This is a genomic window from Psychroserpens mesophilus (genome assembly GCF_000826645.1).
GTDB classification, from domain to species: domain Bacteria; phylum Bacteroidota; class Bacteroidia; order Flavobacteriales; family Flavobacteriaceae; genus Psychroserpens; species Psychroserpens mesophilus.
The window spans coordinates 1-1,689 of record NZ_JXJP01000036.1; the positions used below are offsets into that span (position 1 = coordinate 1).

Sequence of the window (1,689 nt, forward strand, 5' to 3'; positions counted from 1 at the left end):
TTTTTCATTTGTGCTAACGTTTTCGTGTGATGATTAGTTACGGAAAAGGACGTGAGTCATTTTCCGATTAGTACTAAGTTAATTAATTTTGAGGATTTTCCATTAAGTAATTCAGCAGTAATTAATTATACACGTTGTTACCTACTGTTATTTATTCTATAAACTCGAATGTTTTCCAAATTTCTCCGCTCAAACTTTTAATTCCAAAATCCTCTTTATTTTTAATTTCAGAGTTTTGATTTGCAGTCCAACTTAAATTTACAGGATTAAAATCAGTCGTTTTTGGATAATAATGAGTTCTAAACATTTGATAAATTCCGATAAAGTTTTGTGGTGTTTTTTCCTTTATTTCAATTTGAGCATTTAGTTGGTAATTTGTTTGACCATTAAATTCCGCCATCCCTTTGTAAAGTTCTTTTGCATTTGGAAATCTCTTTTTTAAACTGGTCAGAATTTTTTCAGCGGATTTTTCTCCAAATTCTTTTTCAAATATTCTACTACGATCTGAATATCCTATTGAAAATTCCTCAATTACAATATCATTTTCTATTACTTGAAAACTTATATAGTCATAGTTTTCAATTCCGATTTTGGCAGAATCAACTTTTACATTATTTGGAAATTCAATTTTGAAACGTGTGATTGGTAAATTCCACTTTTCACATTTATTCTCATCAACTATGAATATGTTTTCAAATGTTGAAGGCTCAATTTTTGGAAAAGGTTTTAATTCGGCAGTTTCTGCTTTCGGTAATTCAATCTTTGTATTGAAGTTGCAACTTGATATAAAAACCAATATTAAGATTAGAAACGGAATTTTTTTCATAATTGTAGGTAACGGTTTTGTATATGGCTCGTAGCGTGTATATTAGCGTTTATTTTTCGGTTACGCACGAGCCGAATTTTTTAATTTTCTTATTATCTTTTTTTCTCAATAAGCCAAATTAAAAAATTTGGCGGACTTGCAAATATGCCTTAACTTTGATTAAGCAACTACTTAGCTATGAGCTATATACGTTGTTGTACGCAGTTTTTATTTTTTTAATAAATAACAATTATCTTTCAATTGTATGTTTTCTCCATCATAAAAGTCAATTTCCGATTTCAAATCCTCAATGAATTTTAATTCGTCAATAGGACAAATTTTCATAAACTTACTTTTGATAATTAATTCTCCAGATTTGTCATAAATCGAGATTATTGCATTGTTTTTATGATTATGCATCCAGTCAACGTTAAACCAGTTTCCAATTCCGTTTTTTTCAATCCAAAATGCTGAATCAGGAATCTCACTATAAACCTTTAGATTTATCAGCGAGTCAATTTCTTTTCGGTATTTGGCTTTCCAGTTGTCATCATTTAATTCAGTCAAATGTTTGTCCATTTGTTCATTATAAATGTCAATTCCATTTATTTCGGGTTGGCTAACAATACATCCAAATGCGATATTCGTAAACCCATATTTTCGGCTTATTTCGTCTATTTCTTTCGGCATAAGTAATTGTTCTCCGACAGCTATTTTTTGTAGTTTGCCATTCGCTATATCAGCTTTAGCAGTTAGATAATTATATGAACTGAAAAATCCGAAATTCCACAATAAAATTCCAATTCCGATTAATAGAATTCCAATAAATATTATTCTTTTACGGTTCATTTCTCAAATTGCGTACAACGAGTTTGTATAAGGTT

General features: G+C 29.4%; 2 protein-coding genes. Both read right to left on the minus strand.

What is annotated here, in order from left to right; genetic code table 11:
* Positions 1-151: 151 nt before the first annotated feature.
* Positions 152-826, minus strand: coding sequence for a hypothetical protein (locus TD18_RS16105; RefSeq protein ID WP_040254725.1), 675 nt, complete (start codon positions 824-826; stop codon positions 152-154).
* 207 nt (positions 827-1,033) lie between these two features.
* Positions 1,034-1,654: an FEKKY domain-containing protein gene (locus TD18_RS16110; protein WP_040254728.1), complete on the minus strand. Its 621-nt coding sequence runs from the start codon at positions 1,652-1,654 to the stop codon at positions 1,034-1,036.
* Between the last annotated feature and the right edge of the window lie 35 nt (positions 1,655-1,689).

What these genes read in the sequence shown, in the direction of transcription:
- TD18_RS16105 (WP_040254725.1), bottom strand. Translation starts at nt 826, where the DNA reads ATGAAAAAAATTCCGTTTCTAATCTTAATATTGGTTTTTATATCAAGT.
- TD18_RS16110 (WP_040254728.1), bottom strand. Translation starts at nt 1,654, where the DNA reads ATGAACCGTAAAAGAATAATATTTATTGGAATTCTATTAATCGGAATT.